Below are 17,146 nucleotides of genomic sequence, written 5' to 3' on the forward strand. Positions count from 1 at the left end.
AGTTTCTACTTCTGGCCCGGTTCCGCTTCTCAACTCCCGGCGCGACGAGCGTCCGACCCATCGAGGAGTAACCCATGACGAGATCGGCAGTGGATTCGAACACGCAGGCAGGGGGCCTGTCCGATCAGGAACGGAAGAAGAAGAAAGCGCACCGCAAACTTCTCGGCGCGGGACTGCTCGGCAGTTCCATCGAGTGGTACGACTTCTTCTTGTACGGAACGGCTGCGGCACTGGTCTTTCCGCATGTGTTCTTCCCCGATTCATCCGCACTGATGGGCACATTGCTCTCGTTCAGTACGTTCTGGGCCGGCTTCGTTGCCCGCCCCATCGGCGGTTTGGTCGCCGGACACTTCGGCGACAAGTATGGGCGTAAGCCCGCTGTCGTCACCTGCCTGTTGCTGATGGCCGTCGCGACGTTCCTGATCGGCGCGATCCCGAGTGCGTCGGCAATCGGCGTCGTCGCTCCGATTCTTCTGGTGACACTGCGATTCATCCAAGGTCTCGCCTGCGGTGGCCAGTGGGGCGGAATCGTCCTTCTCCTCACCGAATCAGCGAGTCCCAAGAAGCGCGGATTCTCAGGCACTTTCGGTCAGATGGGTGTCTCGTTCGGTGTAGTGCTTGGCAACCTGGTCTTCCTCGTCGCGACCGCGACCATTTCCAACGAAGCATTCCTGAGCTGGGGTTGGCGGGTTCCGTTCTTCGCCAGCGCGCTGCTCTTCCCCGTGGTTCTGTACATCCAGACGAAGGTCGAGGACACGCCGGAATTCCTCGAGTTGCAGGAAGACGCCAAGAAGAACCAAAAGGACGTCGTCGTTCAGGCTCCACTGGCGCAGGCGCTCAAGGATCACTGGCGCAAGATTCTGCTCGGTTGCGGACTTCTGGCCGCCACCAATGCACTGTTCTACATCAGCATCGCCGGCGTGCTCAGCTACGGCACAACCGAACTGGGGTTGAAGCGGAACTCACTGCTCATCATCTCGCTCCTGAGTGCGTTGCTGACAGTCGGTGTGGTGCTGTGGTCCGGGAAGATGTCCGACAAGATCGGTCGTCGTCCGATGATCCTGATCGGCGCCGCGGCGATCGTGGTCTGGGCATTCCCGTACTTCTGGTTGATCAACACCAAGTCCCTGCCGCTGTTCTTCATCGCGGTGACAGTCGGCAGCGTGTTCCAGTCGATGACCTACGGGCCGATCGCTGCGTACATGGGTGAGCTGTTCGCGCCCAACGTGCGTTACTCGGCAGCATCGTTGGCGTACCAGCTGGCGGCGATCACGGTCAGCGGTGGTACTCCGTTCATCATGACGGCACTCATCGCGAAGACCGGGACCACTACATGGGTTGCCGTGTTCGTAGCCCTCATGGGTCTGGTGACCTTCTTCAGTGCCTGGGTGCTGAAAGAGACCAACCCGAAGGAAGTTCGGGACGATCCGAACGCAATTCCGGGCGCGCACCTGTACGCCAAGTAACTCTTTCGGTTTCGAGCAGACGCCCGCTATCGGTCACCGGTAGCGGGCGTCTGACGTATAACTGGAGCATGGCTGCAGCACGCACAGGCTCCGAAGATGCTTCGTCGACAGTGTCACGGGAACTCCCCTCCACTCAGCGTGGTTTGCGTACGCGGCGAGCGTTGATCGATGCGGCCCGCACCGTTTTCGAACGGTCCGGCTATCTGGACTCGCGGCTGATCGACATCACTGTGGAGGCGCAGTGCTCGGCCGGTACCTTCTACACCTACTTCGCGAGCAAAGAAGAGATCTTCGCGGCAGTGATGGAGTTGGCACGCGAAGACATGATGCATCCGGGTATGCCGCACACTCCGAAAGGCGCGGATCCTGCTGAGGTCATCGCGGCGAGTAACCGCGCGTACCTCGAGGCGTACCGACGGAACGCGAAGCTGATGGGACTGCTCGAGCAGGTGGCAAGCATCGATCCGGAGTTCCGGGTTCTCCGCCTCGAGCGTGCTGACGCGTTTGTTCGACGCAACGCGCGCAGTATCGAGAAGCTGCAGAAAGCCGGACTGGCGGACGCGAATCTGGATCCGCTACTGACGTCTCGGGCACTCTCCGGGATGATCAGTCGACTTGCGTTCGGGTACTTCGTATCCCGCGGCGGCGAGGACGGCGCCGCCGGAGTGACCTTCGACGGTCTGCTCGATACCGTCAACCGGTTGTGGATCAACACTTTGCAATTCTCGCTACGCCAAAATTGATGTTGACGCCGGGTTCATGTTTGGTGTCTGATGGAGCAATGACACCCACGCGTACGGCAGTGCTCGTCGATTTCGGTGGAGTTCTCACCTCCAGTGTGCTGCGGGCCTTCGAAGATTTCGGGGCCTCGCTTGGGGGCGACCCACGACTTCCGTTGACCCTGCTCTCCCGCGACGACGTCTCGAAGAGACTGCTCTCCGATCACGAATCCGGAAAGATCGACCAGGAGGCCTTCGAAGCAGGATTCGGGGAACGGCTACGAGCGCACGGCGCCGTCGTGGACAGCGAAGGATTGGTCGACCGTATGCAGGCCGGGCTTGTCCGAGACGAAGAGATGGTGCGACTGATTGCGGACGTCCGAGCGGCGGGTCACCCTGTTGCGCTCGTGTCCAATGCTTTCGGGCGTGATTGCTACGCGGGTTTTGTGCTCGAGGACCTCGCCGACGAAGTGGTGATCTCCTCGGAAGTAGGGATTCGTAAGCCCTCTCGTCAGATCTACACCATCGCGTGTGAGCGGCTGGGTGTAGCGCCCGAAGGCGCCGTGATGATCGACGACCTGCAACAGAACCTCGACGGCGCGGCACGATTGGGGATCGCCGGCATTCTCCACACCGATGCGGAAAGCACTCGCAGTCAGTTGGAATCGACGTTCGGACTACTGCCCATGCAGTGAAACTGTAGGTTCTCGGTAACACTCGAATACTGCTGGAACACTTTTGGAGGAATGAATGATTGCTGTCATCGCGGATATCACCGTCAAAGACGGAAGCGGCGAACAGTTCGAAGCCGTAGTCGCCGAACTTGCCGAGAAGGTGCGCACGGAAGAGCCCGGAACGGTTCTGTATCAACTGATCCGCTCGAAGACGGATACGAATTCGTACAAGTTCATGGAGCTGTATCAAGACAGTGCTGCGATCAAGGCCCATGGATCGTCCGAGCATTTCCAGGCCGCGGGAAAGGCGATGGCGCCCTTCCTCGCAGGCGCCCCGCAGATCGAGTACTTCGACGCACTCTGAGCGCATGGACAGGTGAACCCCGGCGAAATCTCGCCGGGGTTCACCTGTGTTTTCAGTTCTGCTTCTGGGCGAGGAGTTCGGTGCGGTCGATCGATCGCTTGAGGATCTTTCCCGTCGAACCCTTCGGGAGCGCGTCGATGAACTGGACCACCCGCGGAATCTTGTAGGCGGACAGACGTTCCCGAGCCCACGAGGTGACGTCATCTGCTTCGAGGTCGGAGCCTGGGCGCACGGCCACCACCGCCGCAACCTCCTCGCCGTAGTAGTCGTCGGGTATACCGATCACCGCGGCCTCGATGATGTCGGGGTGCTGGTAGAGCACCTCTTCGACCTCGCCTGGATAGACGTTGTATCCACCGCGGATGATGAGGTCCTTGACGCGGTCGACGATGCGAAGGTCACCGTCGGCGTCGGTCTCGCCGAGGTCTCCGGTGCGGAACCATCCGTCGTCGGACAGGACTGCGGCCGTGTCGGCCGGGCGCCTCCAGTAGCCCTTCATGACCGTCGGTCCTTTGATGAATACCTCGCCCACTGTGCCTGCCTGGCAGACATTTCCGTCGTGATCACGGACCTCGACCTCGGTGCGCGGTACGGCGCGGCCGGTGTATCCGATCTTTGCGACGCGGTCGATGCTGTTGAAAGTTCCGAATGCGCTCGTCTCGGTCAGGCCGTAGCCCTCGAGGATTGTGCAGTTGAACCGTGCTTCGAAGGCGCGAGCGACTTCACCGGGAAGTGATGCGCCACCGGAGATTGCGATCCGCAGTTGTTCGAAGTCGGAGCTGTCCACGTCGGCTGCGGCGTGCAGCATGGCATTCCACATGGTGGGGACGCCCGCCATGATGGTGAGCTTGTCCCGACGCACCAGATCGAGCATGGCGGCCGGGTCGAACCGGGCGAGCAGGGATAGTGATCCGCCGCCGGTGAAGGTTGCCATCATGACCGAACCCTGGCCGAAGATGTGAAAGAGCGGCAGTCCGGTGCCGGTGCGGTCCGAGGGATTTCCGCGGCTGCTCTCGGCGCCGATCTCACCGGCAGACAACAGATTCCCGACTGTCAGCTGAGCGCCCTTCGGACGTCCGGTGGTACCGGAGGTGTAGAGAATCGCCGTGGTGTCCGCTATGTCGCGGTCGACCACCGTTGCCGGTGGATGGTCGGCCTTCGCCGATTCTTCGGTGAGCGTCCACACCGGGACGCCCCGCGCACTCCCTGCATCCTGAACTGCGGGACCGAGCTGGTGCCAGGCGATCGCCAGCGAAATCTCGGCGTCGTCCAGTACGTACTCGACTTCGGGTTGCGCCGACATCGTGTTGATGGGCACCACGACACAACCTGCAGCCTGAATCCCCATGTATGCCACGATGAATTCAGGCACCGACGGCGCCGCGAGCAGAACCCGGTCGCCGATGCTCAACCCTTCGTCGCGAATGCGGCCGGCGAACGCCAGAGACGCGTCGTGAAGCTGTCGGTATGTCCAATGACTATCCGTGCCGCGAATTGCAATATTTTCCGGAGTGGCTTCCGCGTGACGGGTCACCGGGTCGAGAACGCTAACCATGGTTCTGCCTTTCGGGAGGAATCGACCGATTGTGTGTCCTGGGTCTCACCAGAGCGTACACTTGAATCCGGCGTCAACATCGAGTCTGCTGGGATTGTCCCGAAAATGATGTTGATCGGAAGGATGAGGAGCGCACCGTGCTCGACGACGAATCGCGAATTGCCGCCTTACCGGTGGCGCCGCCCGCGCTGCTCCGGGATCGACCGACCACCGAGCGGGGGACACGCACGCGTGCGGCATTGGTTGCTGCTGCCCGTAAGGTTTTCGAGCGCAGTGGCTATCTCGATGCACGTTTGATCGACATCGCCAAAGAAGCCGGTTGCGCGACGGGATCGTTCTACACGTACTTCGCGAACAAGGAAGAGGTGTTCGCCGCCGTCCTCGAGGTCGCGCGAGACGACATGATGCACCCGGGCATGGGACGCGTTGCGAGCGCGGACGATCCGTACGCCGTGCTCGAGGCAAGTAATCGAGCGTATCTGGCCGCGTATCAACGCAATGCGAAGTTGATGGGGCTCATGGAGCAGGTTGCTCACATCGACCCGGAGTTCCGGAAGTTCCGCAGCGAGCGCGCCAATGCGTTCATACGCCGTAACGCCCGCGGGATTGCAGATCTGCAGTCCCGCGGCATCGCGGACACGACGCTGGATCCGATGACGGCGTCGATTGCTCTGTCCGGCATGGTGAGTCGACTCGCCTACAGTCTGTTCACCCTTCGTGAGGGTGAGGTGGACGGGCGTTCACCGGAGTTCGATCAGATTGTCGCCACTGTGACCGATCTGTGGGCGAACGCTCTGAAGTTCCCCGACCGTCTCTGACGAGGTGGGCCGCCCCGGCTGCATCGATGTTCGAGCGGCCGGGCGTCCCAGTCTCGGTTCAGCTCTTTTCGGTTCAGCTCTTTTCGACGACGCGAGCGACGGATTCGGCGACCACGACGGGCTTGTCGGAACCCTCGCGCTCGACCACCTGGCTCATCTTCACTTGGATTCCGCCGGGTAACTGCTCCGCGGACACGACGGTTGCGCGCATGCGGACCCGGGATCCCACGGGAACGGGAGCGGGGAAGCGAACCTTGTCGTAGCCGTAATTGAGGCTGTGGGCGAAGCCGTCGAAGTGGATGAGTTGGTAGGAGAACTGGGGTCCCAGTGAGAGGCTGAAGAGTCCGTGCGCGATCGTGCTGCCGAGCGGGCTCGATGCGGCTCGTTCCGGGTCGACATGAATCCACTGATGATCGTTTGTGGCTTCGGCGAACGCGTTGATGCGCTCCTGGGTGATGTCGTACCACTCCGTCGGGCCAAGTTCCTGGCCGATGAGCTTCTCGAGCTCGGCGAAGGTGGACGGGCGGACGGGCAATTGGTTTTCAGTCATCGTTATCCCTTTACTCGCAGTTCAGGAGGACGGAACGGGCCGTTCGGGTGACCGTCGCGATTCGACGGTTGAAACTGACGCCGGATTCAACTATACATGAGGGGAGACGTGGATCACTGTCAGCGCGTAGGTATGACGCAAGCGAGAGGAATCGCTCATGAAGGTTGCCCAGAAGGTAGCAATTGTCACCGGTGGCGGCGGGGGAATCGGCGGTGCACTGGCCGAGCGACTGGCTGCCGAGGGTGCTCGCGTCGTAGTGGCTGACCTGGACGGGGCAGCAGCTTCGGCAGTAGCAGAGGCGATCAACGCGGAGCGTCCCGGAGCGGCCGTGTCTGCCGGTGGCGACGTCTCCGACGAGACGGTCATTGCGGGCCTGATCGCGCAGGCGGAAAAGGAATTCGGCCCGGTCGACCTCTACTTCGCCAATGCCGGCGTTACCGGTGGCATGGGCCTCGACATCAGTGAAGACGTCTGGGACACGACGATCGACGTCAACGTTCGCGCCCACATTCGCGCTGCCAGGCTCCTCGTCCCCGGCTGGACGGAGCGCGGGGAGGGCTACTTCATCAGCACGGCCTCTGCGGCCGGCTTGCTCAGTCAGGTCGGGTCCGCCGCGTACTCGGTGACCAAACATGCCGCGGTCGCGTTTGCCGAGTGGCTCTCGATCACCTACGGAGATCAGGGTGTTCGCGTCAGTTGCTTGTGCCCGATGGGCGTCAACACCAAGCTTCTCTACGAAGGTGAGAACTCCGGCGATCCGGTCGGCAAGGCCGCAACCGGAGCCGTGCTTGCGGCAGGCAATGTTCTCGAGCCTGCCGAATGCGCCGAAATCGTTCTTGCGGCAGTGGATGCCGAAGAATTTCTCATCCTTCCGCACAAGAACGTGCTGGACATGTACCGGCAGAAGGGCGCCGACTACGACCGTTGGCTGCGCGGGATGCGCCGGTACCAGGCGTCGCTCCTCGCGGGAACACGATGACCGAGGAACTCGTCCTCTCCGAGCAGAGAGGAGCGGTGCTGGTTCTGACATTCAATCGGCCCCGCGTTCTCAACGCGTGGACCAACGAGCTCGAAGATCAGTACTACGACTTTCTGGCCGTGGCAGACGAAGATCCCAGTGTCCGAGCAATTGTTGTCACCGGCTCCGGCCGAGGATTCTGCTCGGGGGCTGACCTCGGCAATTTGAAGAACGTCGGCGAAGTCTCCGAAAGTGATCTTGTCCGGCCGCGAGACCGTCATTTCCCGACCACCATCCGCAAGCCGCTGATCGCCGCCGTCAACGGCGTCGCTGCCGGGCTCGGAATGGTCGAGGCTCTGTACTGCGACGTTCGTTTCGGTTCGAGCGCAACACGATTCACTACCGCGTTCGCGCGTCGAGGCCTGATTGCGGAGTACGGCATCTCCTGGATGTTGCCCCGCTTGGTCGGGCACAGTCGAGCAGTCGATCTTCTGCTTTCCAGCCGGATGGTGGACGCCGACGAGGCGTACCGCATCGGTCTGATCGACCACCTGGTCACCGGCGGTGACGTTCTGGATGCGGCGATTGCTTACGCCGAGGACATCGCGGCGAACTGCTCGCCGACGTCCCTCTCCGTCATCAAATCTCAGATGAGTGCCGACGCGCACTCGACCTTCACTGATTCCGCCAGGCATGCGGAATCGCTGATGCTGAACGCATTTCACGGCCCGGATGTCGTCGAGGGTGTCAACAGCCATCTCGAACATCGAGCCCCCAATTTTCCTTCCCTCTCTGTCAGGAGTTCACATGTCAGTGTTTGAGTTCTCGGATCGCACCAAGAAGTACCAGGCCGAACTGCTCGATTTCATGGACAAGCACGTTTACCCGGCCGAAGCGGTCTACGAAGAGCAGATGCGTGAGTCCGGTAACCCGCACTTTCAGCCGCCGATCATCGACGACTTGAAGAAGGAAGCCAAGGCCCGCGGGCTGTGGAACCTCTTCCATCCCCATCCCGAATGGGGCCCCGGCCTGACCAACCTGGAATACGCACCGCTCGCGGAGATCATGGGCCGCAGCCACCTGGCCTCAGAGGCCACCAACTGCGCCGCTCCGGACACGGGAAACATGGAGGTGCTCACGCTCTTCGGCACCGACGAGCACAAGGAGAAGTACCTCAAGCCGCTTCTCGAAGGCGAAATTCGTTCCGCTTTCGCGATGACCGAGCCCGAGGTTGCCAGCTCCGACGCCACCAACATCCAGCTCCGTATGGACCGTGACGGCGACGAGTACGTGCTGAACGGCCGTAAGTGGTTCGCTTCCAACGCCTTGCACCAGAACTGCAAGGTTCTGATCGTCATGGGTAAGACCGACTTCAATGCCGCCACCCACCGTCAGCAGTCGATGATGGTCGTGCCGATCGATGCTCCCGGCGTCACGATCCTGCGCAACCTGCCGGTTTTCGGCTACCAGGACCGCGAAGGACACGGCGAGATCACTTTCGAGGACGTGCGCGTCCCGGCCAAGGACATTCTCGCCGGTGAGGGTGAAGGATTCGCGATCAGCCAGGCCCGCCTCGGCCCCGGCCGCATCCACCACTGCATGCGTGCAATCGGAATGGCCGAGCGCGCACTGGAACTGATGTGCAAGCGCGCATCCACCCGCATCACCTTCGGGAAGCCCGTCAGTGACAACGCGAATATCCAGGACTGGATCGCCGAGGCTCGTATCGACATCGAGATGGTTCGACTCCTCACGCTCAAGGCCGCACACATGATGGACACGGTGGGCAACAAGGAAGCGCGCACCGAGATCGCAGCCATCAAGGTTGCGGCACCGAACATCGCGCTCAAGATCATCGACCGCGCCATCCAGGTTCACGGCGGTGGCGGCGTCACCGACGACTTCCCGCTCGCGATGGCTTACGCCCACATGCGCACCCTTCGCCTGGCCGACGGCCCGGACGAGGTGCACAAGCGCGCCATCGCCAAGCAGGAACTGCGCAAGTACCGCGAAGTCAAGGCGAACTGACATGGCAGGACTGGATCTCACAGGTAAGACGGCAATCGTCACAGGCGCATCGCGGGGCATCGGCCTCGCGACCGCGCAGGCGATTGCGGCGGCGGGCGGAAACGTCGTACTGACTTCGCGCTCACAGGAATCCGCAGATGCGGCTGCCGCACAGGTGAACGGCAACGCGATCGGCGTCGGCGCTCACGCGACGGACGAGGATGCTGCACGCAAGTGCGTCGAGCAGACGATCGAGCGTTTCGGCAGTCTCGACATCTTGGTGAACAACGCGGGCACCAACCCGTCGTTCGGGCCGATCATCAACCAGGATCACTCGCGCTTCGCCAAGACTTTCGACGTCAACGTGTGGGCTCCAGTCCTGTGGACCGGCCTCGCAGCGCGGGCCTGGATGGGCGAGCACGGTGGTTCCGTGGTCAACACCGCTTCGATCGGCGGCATGGCGTTCGAGGCGGGAATCGGTACGTACAACGCGTCGAAGGCTGCTCTGATCCACATCACCAAGCAGTTGGCGCTCGAGTTGTCACCGAAGATTCGTGTCAACGCCGTTGCGCCGGGAGTGGTGAGAACCAAACTCGCCGAAGCTCTGTGGAAAGAACACGAAGAAGCGGTGTCCGCGTCGACTGCTCTCGGACGCATCGGTGAACCCGAGGACGTGGCCGCTGCCATTGCCTTCCTGGTTTCGGATGCAGCCCAGTGGATCACCGGCGAGATCATGACCATCGACGGTGGCCAGTTGTTGGGTGACGCACTCCCGTTCCGGCAGGGAGCGTCCGTCGGTGGCTAGCGTCGGAGTAGTGGGACTCGATACCGAAGCGGTCACCGGGTGGATCGCAGGCCTGGGGATCGACTTTTCCGGGCCGTTGTCCTTCGATCGAATCGGCTTGGGGCAGTCGAATCTCACGTACCTGGTTCGCGATCAGGACGGCAATCGCTGGGTGCTACGACGCCCACCGCTGGGGCATCTGCTGGCCTCGGCTCACGACGTGGCGCGTGAGGCTCGAATCCTGAGCGCTCTCGAATCCACCGACGTGCCTTCGCCGCGAGTATTCGGGTTGACCGAGGATCCTGCCGTCACCGAAGTTCCGCTGCTCCTCATGGAATTCGTGGACGGCGAAGTGGTGGACCGAATGCCTCTTGCGGAGGCGTTGTCGGAAGATCGTCGCCGGGCAATCGGAATCTCGCTCGCTCAGACGCTGGCGAAGATACACGCCGTCGACCTCGAGCAGGCCGGTCTCGACGACCTGGCAAGCCACAAGCCCTACGCTGCACGGCAGTTGAAGCGTTGGGGAGGTCAATGGGAACAGTCGAAGACGCGGGAATGCCCTGATCTCGACGATCTCACCCGACGCCTGATTGCAGCCCAGCCGGATCACACTGAAACCACGTTGGTGCACGGCGACTTTCACCTACGCAATGTGATCACCTCGGCGAGCAACGGCGAAGTTGTCGCGGCCCTCGACTGGGAACTGTGCACACTCGGTGATCCGTTGGCGGACGTCGGAAGCTTGTTGGCGTACTGGCCGGCGGCTGGTGAGAATACCGGCGGCGATTTCCCGGCGTCGGCACTCCCGGGATTCCCCTCGCGAGAGGAGATCTCCCGGATCTATCTCGAGGCCACCGGACGGGATCCTGCTGCGCTGAAGTTCTGGCACACGTTGGGACTGTGGAAGATTGCCGTGATCGCCGAGGGCGTGATGCGTCGCGCCCGCGACGAACCGCAGAATGCCGCCGAGAGCGGAACTCCCACCGTGGAACGTATTGACGCCTTGGTCGCCAAAGCCAGGGAAATTGCAGATCAGGCCGGGATCTGACGAGATCGTCCGGTGTCCGTCGAATCACGAAAGTATGGAGGGCCAGTGAGCCAGGAACGTAGAACCGCAATTGTCACGGGTGCAGCACGCGGAATCGGTGCGGCAGTAGCGAAGCGACTGTCGGAAGACGGTTTTGCCGTCGCCGTGCTCGACCTCGACGAAGCGGCGTGTGCCGGAACCGTCGACGCGATCAAGGCCGCAGGCGGACAGGCGCTGGCCGTCGGCGCTGACGTCTCCGACGAGGCTTCGGTCGCCGCAGCGGTGGATCGTGTGGCCGCAGACCTGGGTGCACCTACCGTGCTGATCAACAATGCCGGTATCACTCGCGACAACCTTCTGTTCAAGATGAGTGTTGCCGAGTGGGATTCGGTGATGAACGTCCACCTGCGCGGAGCGTTCCTCATGTCGCGTGCGGTGCAGAAGTACATGGTGGAAGCGAAGTTCGGCCGCATCGTGAACCTCTCGAGCACGTCGGCTCTCGGTAATCGTGGACAGGTCAACTACTCCGCTGCGAAGGCCGGAATGCAGGGCTTCACCAAGACATTGGCCTTCGAGCTGGGCAAGTTCGGCGTGACCGCGAACGCTATTGCCCCCGGATTCATCGAAACCGAGATGACCGCCGCAACGGCCGAGCGCATGGGCGTCGGCTTCGAGGACTTCAAGACCGCTGCCGCTTCGCAGATTCCGGTCAACCGTGTCGGTCAGCCCGAGGACATCGCGCACACCGCGTCGTTCTTCGTCAGCGAAGGCGCGGGCTTCGTTTCCGGTCAGGTCGTCTACGTCGCCGGTGGACCGAAGGACTGACCGTCCGCTCACCGCTCGAACCGAAGGAATGGGCATGGCTTTCGACGAAGAGGCAGTATCGCGTGATCTCACCGAAAAGGTGAACACGCTTCTCGCGGAGAACGATCCGAGCAGCGTGTCGGTATCGAATTTCCTCGGCGCACGATTCGACGCCGGACTGGCGTGGGTTCATTTCCCCGAAGGTCATGGGGGACTCGGTGTACCGCAGAGCTTTCAGCGTCAGGTGAACGCTCAGCTGGAGGCCGCCGGTGCACCGGGCCCGGCCACCGGCAAGAACGGGATCGGACTGGGCATGGCGGCACCGACCATCGCTGCCTTCGGCACCGAGGAGCAGAAGCAGAAGTTCCTGCGCCCGTTGTGGACTGCGGAGACGGTCTACTGCCAGCTGTTCAGTGAACCGGGCGCAGGTTCGGACCTCGCGGCCGTCGCTACCCGCGCCGTCCGCGACGGCGACGACTGGATAGTCAACGGGCAGAAGGTATGGACGTCGGGCGCGCAGAATGCGCAGCTGGCGATTCTCGTGGCCAGGACCGATCCGTCACGTTCCAAGCATGCGGGTCTGAGCTACTTCATCTGCGACATGACCGATCCGGGCGTCGATGTCCGGCCGCTGCGTCAGATCACCGGCGAGGCCGAATTCAACGAGGTATTCCTCACGGACGTCAGGATTCCGGACGCCAATCGCCTCGGAGCCGAAGGCCAGGGGTGGAAGGTTGCGACCACCACCCTGAACAACGAGCGTGTTGCCATCGGTTCGGGCGCACCGCGTGAGGGAGGCATGATCGGAAAGGTCGCTCAGGCCTGGCGTGACGAGCCCGAGCTGCGTAATCCGGCGATGCACGACGAGTTGATGCGGCTCTGGACCGAATCCGAAGTTGCGCGTCTGACCGGTGAGCGACTGCGCCAGCAGCTCGCCGCCGGCCAGCCCGGCCCCGAAGGCTCGGGAATGAAGCTCGCGTTTGCCGGTTTGGCTCAGCAGATTTCTGGATTCGACCTCGAACTGCACGGCGAAGCCGGTCTGCGCTACGACGACTGGACACTGCGTCGACCGGATTCCGTCGACTTCACCGGGCGTGAACCCGGATACCGGTACCTGCGAGCCAAGGGCAATTCGATCGAGGGCGGAACGTCGGAGATCCTGCGCAACGTCATCGCAGAACGTGTACTCGGGTTGCCACCCGAGCATCGCGTCGACAAGGACATCGCCTGGAAGGACCTACCCCGATGAGCGCCGATCTGCTGTACTCCGAGACCGAACAAGATCTGCGAGCCAGCGTCAGACGACTGCTGAGCGAGCGGGCCGGCGCCGACACCGTGGTCACGGCGTACGACGACGTGTCCGCCGACTTCACCGGGCTGTGGAAGTCGCTGGCGTCGGAACTCGGTTTGGCGGGACTGCTGGTACCCGAGGAACTGGGCGGGGCAGGTGCGTCGACGCGTGAGGCGGCGGTCGTGATGGAGGAGATCGGACGTGCGGTCGCTCCCGTTCCGTTCTTCACCAGCGCTGTGCTGGCGACCACGGCGTTGCTGAAGGCCGGCGAGACCGAGGTGCTCGGTCAATTGGCGGCGGGGGATTCGACGGCTGCTCTGATCGTCCCGTTGTCCACTGCACCAGGAACTTTCACACCCACTGTCAAGGCAACGGCGAGTGGACTCGTCGGCAGCGTCACGACGGTTGCCGGCGTCGCCGAGTCCGATGTTCTTGTTGTTCCGGTTGCCGGTGAGAGCGGTCTGGAGCTGCACACCGTTCGGATCGCCGACGCTACCGTCACGCCGGTTCTGTCCCTGGACATGACGCGCCGATTGGCGGACGTCGAGTTCTCGGGTTCGTCGTCGGTCCGTGTCGACAGCGGCAATGCGGCGCAAGCGGTTGAGGAAGCGTTGCTCTGCGGAAGCGCACTTCTGGCGTCCGAACAGTTCGCTGTAGCTCAGTGGTGCCTCGAAACGACTCTCGCGTATGTGAAGGAGCGCAAGCAGTTCGGCCGGGCGATCGGTTCGTACCAGGCGATCAAGCACCGCCTCGCCGATCTCTGGCTCGAAGTCAGCTCTTCGGGCGCGGCAGCACGCTATGCGGCGGACACCTATGCACGCGGCGACGCCGATGCGGCGATCGCAGCGACGGTGGCCCAGGCATTCTGCAGCGGCGTCGCGGTTCATGCTGCGGAGGAGTGCGTCCAACTTCATGGTGGTATCGGAATGACGTGGGAGTATCCGGCGCACCTGTACCTCAAACGGGCGAAGAGCGATCAGCTGTCGCTGGGAACCGCGTATCAGCATCGGGCACGCCTCGCCGAGTTGGTCGACCTCCCGATCTCGTCCTGAAACTCACCCACTATCTGTCTGGAGAATTGCTGTGAAGGCTTGGCGCGTCAACGAACTCGGTCAACCCCGCGATGTGCTCGCGTTGGAGGAGACCGCGGATCCCACCCCGAATGCGACGGAGATGTTGGTCAAGGTGCTGGCGGCTCCGGCCAACTTCCCCGACGTCCTCATGTGCCGCGGTGAGTACCAGATCAAGCCGCCGCTGCCCTTCACACCCGGTGTCGAACTGTGTGGTGAAGTGGTCTCGGTCGGTGAATCGGTGACCAAATTCGCAGTGGGGGACCGGGTGATCGGTAATCCGAGTCTGCCGTCCGGCGGATTCGCCGAGTACTCGGTACTGGATCAGAACAACACGTTCCCGGCGCCGTCGGCTCTCGACGACGCGGAAGCATCCGCTCTGAGCATCGGCTATCAGACAGCGTGGTTCGCTCTGCATCGCCGCACCCAACTGCTCGAGGGTGAGACGTTGTTGGTCCACGCTGCTGCGGGTGGTGTCGGTAGTGCGGCAGTGCAACTCGGCAAGGCGGCAGGCGCCAAGGTGATCGGTGTCGTCGGCGGCCCGGACAAGGCCGAGTACGCGCGCAAGCTCGGCGCAGACCTCGTCGTAGACCGTCACAGTGAGGACTTCGTGGCAGCGGTCAAGGAGTTCACCGGCGGCAAGGGCGCCGACGTGGTCTTCGATCCGGTCGGCGGCGACGCATACGCGAAGTCCACCAAGTGCATCGCCTTCGAGGGACGGATCGTCATCATCGGCTTCGCCGGTGGCACGATCCCGCAGCCGGCACTCAATCACGCTCTCATCAAGAACTATTCGATCATCGGACTGCACTGGGGGCTGTACAAGGCCTACAACCAGCAGGCCATCGACGACTGCCACGTCGAGCTCACCAGGCTCGCCGATGCCGGCTTGGTCAAACCACTGATCAGTGAGCGGTTGTCGTTGACGGACGTTGCCGACGGTATCGGTCGCCTCGGCGACGGCACCACGGTCGGTCGCGTCGTGTTCCAGCCCTGATTCTTGCTGTGCGCCTTTATTAACCCCCGGCGGTTAATAAAGGCGCACAGCACTTCGTGTTCGACGAAAGGATTCCCCGATGAGGCAAGCTGTCATCGTTTCCACCGCCCGTACCCCGATCGGTAAGGCGTACCGCGGCGCGTTCAACAACACTCAGGCTCAAGAGCTTGCTGCACATGCTATTTCGAATGCAGTTCAGCGCGCGGGCCTCGAAGGTGGCGAGGTCGAGGACGTCATCCTCGGCGCCGCGCTGCAGCAGGGCTCTTCCGGCGGCAACGTCGCGCGGCAAGCGGTACTGCGGGCCGGGCTTCCGGACTCGGTGTCCGGAATGACGATCGATCGTCAGTGCTCGTCCGGGCTCATGGCCATCGCGACCGCAGCAAAGCAGATCGTGGACGACGGAATGCAGATCGCGGTCGGCGGCGGAGTCGAATCGATCTCGTTGGTCCAGAACGATCACATGAACAACTTCCGCGCGGCTGATCCGTGGCTGAAGGAAAACAAGCCGTCGATCTACATGCCGATGCTGCACACGGCCGAGATCGTCGCCGAGCGCTACGGAGTCACCCGCGAGCAGCAGGACGAGTTCGCGCTCGTCTCCCAGCAGCGGACCGCAGCGGCCCAGGACGCAGGTCGGTTCGATCTCGAGATCGTCCCGCTGCCCTCGATCAAGCAGGTGCAGGACAAGGAGACCGGTGAGATCCGCAGCGAGTCCGTGACGCTGACCCGCGACGAAGGCAACCGCGCTTCCACCACGTTGGAAGGGCTGTCGAGTCTGCGACCGGTTCTGGCCGACGGGACTGTCAGTGCTCATTCGTCCATTACTGCGGGCAACTCGTCTCAGCTCTCCGACGGCGCTTCGGCGTCGGTGCTGATGGAGGCAGGCGAGGCGGAACGCCGCGGGTTGGCTCCTCTCGGTATCTACCGTGGCATGGCTGTCGCGGGTTGCGCTCCCGACGAGATGGGCATCGGACCGGTGTTCGCGATTCCGCGTCTGCTGGATCTTCACGGGCTGAAGGTCGACGACATCGATCTCTGGGAACTCAACGAGGCCTTCGCCTCTCAGGCCCTGTACTGCCGCGACAAGCTCGGGATCGATCCCGAGAAGTACAACGTCGACGGCGGCGGTATCTCCGTCGGCCATCCGTACGGAATGACGGGGGCTCGTCTGGTCGGCCATGCTCTTCTTGAAGGAAAACGGCGCGGAGCCAAGCTCGTGGTGGTGACCATGTGCATCGGCGGCGGTATGGGTGCTGCCGGGCTTTTCGAGGTCGCATGAGCTTGATCGAGGGACTGTTCGACGTCAGTGGCAAGACCGTTGTGGTCACCGGTGGATCACGCGGCATCGGATACATGATCGCTCGCGGGTTTGTCGAAGGCGGAGCGACGGTCGTCATTTCGGCCCGAAAAGCCGAAGCCTGTGACGAAGCCGCGCGAGAGCTTTCGGAGTTCGGCACCTGCATTTCGCATCCGGCCGATCTGTCCACGGACGAGGGGGTCGAGAGCCTCGCTGCGAAGGTCGCCGAGATTTCGCCGACGCTCGACGTACTGGTCAACAACGCCGGTGCCACGTGGGGAGCTCCCGTCGACGATTTTCCGGCCGCAGGCTTCGACAAGATTTTCGACATCAATGTCAAGGCAATCTTCCTACTGACGCAGAAGCTGTTGCCGCAGTTGCGGTCTGCAGCCACGGCGGAAGATCCCGCGCGCGTGATCAATATCGGATCGATCGACGGACTCGTGGTGTCGGGTTCGGAGAACTTCTCGTACGGAGCCAGTAAGGCTGCGGTGCACATGTTGACGCGCAAGCTCGCGGCAACGCTTGCGGGGGAACAGATCACGGTCAATGCCATTGCGCCGGGCCCGTTCCCGTCGAAGATGATGGCATTCCTCCTCGAGGACGAACAGAGTGCAAAGGCTGTGGCGGACTCGGTCCCGTTGGGCCGGGTCGGAACTCCCCAGGATGCCGCAGGTCTTGCCATCTTCCTGGCTTCACGTGCCGGGGCTTATCTGACCGGCGCGGTGATTCCACTCGACGGCGGTGCGAGCGGAGCGCGCTGAC

The 17,146-nt window shown here is 62.5% G+C and carries 18 protein-coding genes; 16 read left to right on the plus strand and 2 right to left on the minus strand.

Annotation, left to right across the window (positions count from 1 at the left end; genetic code table 11):
• The first annotated feature begins 74 nt into the window (after positions 1-74).
• The 4 genes from QM609_RS02680 (at position 75) to QM609_RS02695 (ending at position 3,223) form a co-directional block, all read left to right on the plus strand.
• Positions 75-1,466, plus strand: coding sequence for an MFS transporter (locus QM609_RS02680; protein ID WP_050656979.1), 1,392 nt, complete (start codon positions 75-77; stop codon positions 1,464-1,466).
• Between the two features lie 68 nt (positions 1,467-1,534).
• On the plus strand, positions 1,535-2,209 hold the full coding sequence (locus QM609_RS02685; protein WP_003943027.1) for a TetR/AcrR family transcriptional regulator: 675 nt from the start codon (positions 1,535-1,537) through the stop codon (positions 2,207-2,209).
• A 38-nt stretch (positions 2,210-2,247) separates the two neighbouring features.
• Positions 2,248-2,880 carry an HAD family hydrolase gene (locus QM609_RS02690; protein WP_007730818.1) on the plus strand — a complete coding sequence of 211 codons (633 nt, stop codon included), beginning with the start codon at positions 2,248-2,250 and terminating at the stop codon, positions 2,878-2,880.
• A gap of 55 nt (positions 2,881-2,935) precedes the next feature.
• A complete protein-coding gene (locus tag QM609_RS02695; protein WP_007730819.1) occupies positions 2,936-3,223 on the plus strand; it encodes a putative quinol monooxygenase in 288 nt (95 codons plus the stop codon).
• A 52-nt stretch (positions 3,224-3,275) separates the two neighbouring features.
• Here QM609_RS02695 and QM609_RS02700 read toward each other — a convergent pair whose 3' ends face one another.
• Positions 3,276-4,778, minus strand: coding sequence for a class I adenylate-forming enzyme family protein (locus tag QM609_RS02700; protein WP_050656978.1), 1,503 nt, complete (start codon positions 4,776-4,778; stop codon positions 3,276-3,278).
• A gap of 137 nt (positions 4,779-4,915) precedes the next feature.
• Here QM609_RS02700 and QM609_RS02705 point away from each other — a divergent pair, with 137 nt between their 5' ends.
• Entirely contained in the window at positions 4,916-5,596 is a 681-nt protein-coding gene (locus QM609_RS02705; protein WP_007730821.1) for a TetR/AcrR family transcriptional regulator, read from the plus strand.
• A gap of 73 nt (positions 5,597-5,669) precedes the next feature.
• Here the strand turns inward: QM609_RS02705 and QM609_RS02710 are convergent, their stop codons facing one another.
• A complete protein-coding gene (locus QM609_RS02710; protein ID WP_003942878.1) occupies positions 5,670-6,146 on the minus strand; it encodes a MaoC family dehydratase in 477 nt (158 codons plus the stop codon).
• Between the two features lie 157 nt (positions 6,147-6,303).
• On the opposite strand from QM609_RS02710, the gene QM609_RS02715 reads away from it, so the two are divergent.
• The 11 genes from QM609_RS02715 (at position 6,304) to QM609_RS02765 (ending at position 17,145) form a co-directional block, all read left to right on the plus strand.
• Positions 6,304-7,125: an SDR family oxidoreductase gene (locus tag QM609_RS02715; RefSeq protein ID WP_003942864.1), complete on the plus strand. Its 822-nt coding sequence runs from the start codon at positions 6,304-6,306 to the stop codon at positions 7,123-7,125.
• Complete coding sequence (locus QM609_RS02720; protein ID WP_050656976.1) at positions 7,122-7,925, plus strand: enoyl-CoA hydratase-related protein; 804 nt, start codon at positions 7,122-7,124, stop codon at positions 7,923-7,925. Before QM609_RS02715 ends, QM609_RS02720 begins: the two co-directional genes overlap by 4 nt.
• On the plus strand, positions 7,912-9,132 hold the full coding sequence (locus QM609_RS02725; RefSeq protein ID WP_019745701.1) for an acyl-CoA dehydrogenase family protein: 1,221 nt from the start codon (positions 7,912-7,914) through the stop codon (positions 9,130-9,132). Before QM609_RS02720 ends, QM609_RS02725 begins: the two co-directional genes overlap by 14 nt.
• 1 nt (position 9,133) lies before the next feature.
• Positions 9,134-9,916, plus strand: a complete 783-nt coding sequence (locus QM609_RS02730; RefSeq protein WP_007730827.1) for an SDR family oxidoreductase — start codon at positions 9,134-9,136, stop codon at positions 9,914-9,916.
• Complete coding sequence (locus QM609_RS02735; protein WP_039973187.1) at positions 9,909-10,943, plus strand: phosphotransferase family protein; 1,035 nt, start codon at positions 9,909-9,911, stop codon at positions 10,941-10,943. The genes QM609_RS02730 and QM609_RS02735 overlap by 8 nt, the downstream gene beginning before the upstream one ends.
• A gap of 45 nt (positions 10,944-10,988) precedes the next feature.
• The gene (fabG, locus tag QM609_RS02740) at positions 10,989-11,747 is read left to right on the plus strand and encodes a 3-oxoacyl-ACP reductase FabG (RefSeq protein ID WP_042446291.1); all 759 of its coding nucleotides are present in this window, start codon (positions 10,989-10,991) and stop codon (positions 11,745-11,747) included.
• Between the two features lie 34 nt (positions 11,748-11,781).
• Positions 11,782-12,975 carry an acyl-CoA dehydrogenase family protein gene (locus QM609_RS02745; RefSeq protein ID WP_076948641.1) on the plus strand — a complete coding sequence of 398 codons (1,194 nt, stop codon included), beginning with the start codon at positions 11,782-11,784 and terminating at the stop codon, positions 12,973-12,975.
• Positions 12,972-14,069, plus strand: a complete 1,098-nt coding sequence (locus QM609_RS02750; RefSeq protein WP_047269421.1) for an acyl-CoA dehydrogenase family protein — start codon at positions 12,972-12,974, stop codon at positions 14,067-14,069. Before QM609_RS02745 ends, QM609_RS02750 begins: the two co-directional genes overlap by 4 nt.
• A 31-nt stretch (positions 14,070-14,100) precedes the next feature.
• Positions 14,101-15,084 carry an NADPH:quinone oxidoreductase family protein gene (locus QM609_RS02755; protein WP_003943088.1) on the plus strand — a complete coding sequence of 328 codons (984 nt, stop codon included), beginning with the start codon at positions 14,101-14,103 and terminating at the stop codon, positions 15,082-15,084.
• A gap of 79 nt (positions 15,085-15,163) precedes the next feature.
• Positions 15,164-16,363: an acetyl-CoA C-acyltransferase gene (locus QM609_RS02760; RefSeq protein WP_007730836.1), complete on the plus strand. Its 1,200-nt coding sequence runs from the start codon at positions 15,164-15,166 to the stop codon at positions 16,361-16,363.
• Positions 16,360-17,145, plus strand: a complete 786-nt coding sequence (locus tag QM609_RS02765; protein ID WP_007730838.1) for a RhlG family 3-oxoacyl-ACP reductase — start codon at positions 16,360-16,362, stop codon at positions 17,143-17,145. Before QM609_RS02760 ends, QM609_RS02765 begins: the two co-directional genes overlap by 4 nt.
• The last annotated feature ends 1 nt before the right edge of the window (position 17,146 follow it).

The organism is Rhodococcus sp. IEGM 1302, from assembly GCF_030056935.1.
Lineage (GTDB): Bacteria > Actinomycetota > Actinomycetes > Mycobacteriales > Mycobacteriaceae > Rhodococcus_F > Rhodococcus_F qingshengii.

Bases quoted from the DNA above. Each gene is read 5' to 3' on its own strand.
- QM609_RS02725 (WP_019745701.1), top strand. From the start codon at position 7,912: ATGTCAGTGTTTGAGTTCTCGGATCGCACCAAGAAGTACCAGGCCGAA.
- QM609_RS02760 (WP_007730836.1), top strand. From the start codon at position 15,164: ATGAGGCAAGCTGTCATCGTTTCCACCGCCCGTACCCCGATCGGTAAG.
- QM609_RS02685 (WP_003943027.1), top strand. From the start codon at position 1,535: ATGGCTGCAGCACGCACAGGCTCCGAAGATGCTTCGTCGACAGTGTCA.
- QM609_RS02700 (WP_050656978.1), bottom strand. From the start codon at position 4,778: ATGGTTAGCGTTCTCGACCCGGTGACCCGTCACGCGGAAGCCACTCCG.
- QM609_RS02745 (WP_076948641.1), top strand. From the start codon at position 11,782: ATGGCTTTCGACGAAGAGGCAGTATCGCGTGATCTCACCGAAAAGGTG.
- QM609_RS02730 (WP_007730827.1), top strand. From the start codon at position 9,134: ATGGCAGGACTGGATCTCACAGGTAAGACGGCAATCGTCACAGGCGCA.
- QM609_RS02690 (WP_007730818.1), top strand. From the start codon at position 2,248: ATGACACCCACGCGTACGGCAGTGCTCGTCGATTTCGGTGGAGTTCTC.
- QM609_RS02720 (WP_050656976.1), top strand. From the start codon at position 7,122: ATGACCGAGGAACTCGTCCTCTCCGAGCAGAGAGGAGCGGTGCTGGTT.
- QM609_RS02750 (WP_047269421.1), top strand. From the start codon at position 12,972: ATGAGCGCCGATCTGCTGTACTCCGAGACCGAACAAGATCTGCGAGCC.
- QM609_RS02680 (WP_050656979.1), top strand. From the start codon at position 75: ATGACGAGATCGGCAGTGGATTCGAACACGCAGGCAGGGGGCCTGTCC.
- QM609_RS02710 (WP_003942878.1), bottom strand. From the start codon at position 6,146: ATGACTGAAAACCAATTGCCCGTCCGCCCGTCCACCTTCGCCGAGCTC.
- QM609_RS02715 (WP_003942864.1), top strand. From the start codon at position 6,304: ATGAAGGTTGCCCAGAAGGTAGCAATTGTCACCGGTGGCGGCGGGGGA.
- QM609_RS02695 (WP_007730819.1), top strand. From the start codon at position 2,936: ATGATTGCTGTCATCGCGGATATCACCGTCAAAGACGGAAGCGGCGAA.
- QM609_RS02765 (WP_007730838.1), top strand. From the start codon at position 16,360: ATGAGCTTGATCGAGGGACTGTTCGACGTCAGTGGCAAGACCGTTGTG.